The 1,276-nt window shown below is 63.5% G+C and carries 1 pseudogene; it reads left to right on the forward strand.

What is annotated here, in order from left to right:
• Window positions 1-53 precede the first annotated feature (53 nt).
• Window positions 54-1,192, forward strand: a pseudogene (locus AB4Y42_RS43965) (IS3 family transposase); the annotation flags it as partial.
• Window positions 1,193-1,276: the final 84 nt, after the last annotated feature.

The raw sequence follows: 1,276 nt of genomic DNA on the forward strand, positions 1-1,276 counted from the left end.
TGAAGTTGACCCGCAAAAACGGACACCTATGCTTTTGATCAGGAGGTGTCGAAATGGGCAGGCATCGTACCCCATACCCTGTGGAATTCCGGGCCCACATGGTCGAGCTGGTTAAGTCCGGCAGAACGCCTGAGGAACTGGCGCGCGAGTTCGAGCCGACCGAACAGACGATCAACAACTGGGTCGCGCAGGCCGATCGCGATGCGGGTGTGCGTCACGACGGGCTGACCACGGCCGAGCGGCAGGAACTCACACGGTTGCGTCGTGAGAACCGGCAACTGAAGATGGAGCGGGACATTCTCTCGCAGGCCGCGGCCTGGTTCGCGAGGGAGACGGGAGCCGTTGCGCCGAAGGGCGGTACGGATTCATGAGAGCGAACCGGGCCAGGTGGCCCATTGCCACGATGGCACGGCTGCTCAGGGTCTCCACGAGTGGCTACTACGCATGGCTGGCGCGTGAGCCATCGAAACGCTCATGCAGCGATGCTCAACTGCTTGAGCGTATCCGCACGCTGCATGCGAGTTCGCGTGGCACGTACGGGGCGCCACGCATCCATGCGCAGCTCGCACGTGAAGGCGTGCACGTCGGACGCAAGAGAGTCGCACGCCTGATGCGCGTGGCCGGCCTGCATGGTGCGAGCCGGCGGCGCTGGCCGCACACCACGCGGCAACGCGCGGGGGCACGGCGCGCTCCGGATCTGGTGCGTCGGCACTTCTGTGCCGGGGCGGCGAACGTGCTGTGGGTGGCGGACGCCACCTACATCCCGACTGGCGAGGGGTTTCTGTATCTGGCCGTAGTCCTCGACGTGTTCAGTCGCCGAATTGTGGGCTGGGCGATGTCAAGCCATCTGTACACCGAACTGATGCTGCGCGCACTCGATATGGCGTTGCTGCAGCGACGCCACGAGGGCGTAATTCTACATTCGGACCAGGGATGTCAATACACGTCCATTGCATTCGGACGGCGCTGCCGTGAAGCCGGCGTGCAACCGTCGATGGGGACGGCCGGCGACGCGTACGACAACGCGATGTGCGAATCGTTCTTCGGCACCCTTGAAGCGGAGCTACTCTCGCAAGAACACTTTGCGACCCATGAACAGGCCAGGCAGCGCATCTTCTGGTTCCTGGAGGGCTGGTACAACGTACGCCGCCTGCACAGCAGCATTGGCTACCGTTCGCCGCTTGAATTCGAAAACCTCAACGTTAAAAGGCAAACCGTATCGCCTTGCGGGTTGCCCACCGGCGGGCAGCGTCATGGTCGTGAGAGGCGACCCGCC

It is taken from the genome of Paraburkholderia sp. EG286B (assembly GCF_040965655.1).
Classification (GTDB): domain Bacteria; phylum Pseudomonadota; class Gammaproteobacteria; order Burkholderiales; family Burkholderiaceae; genus Paraburkholderia.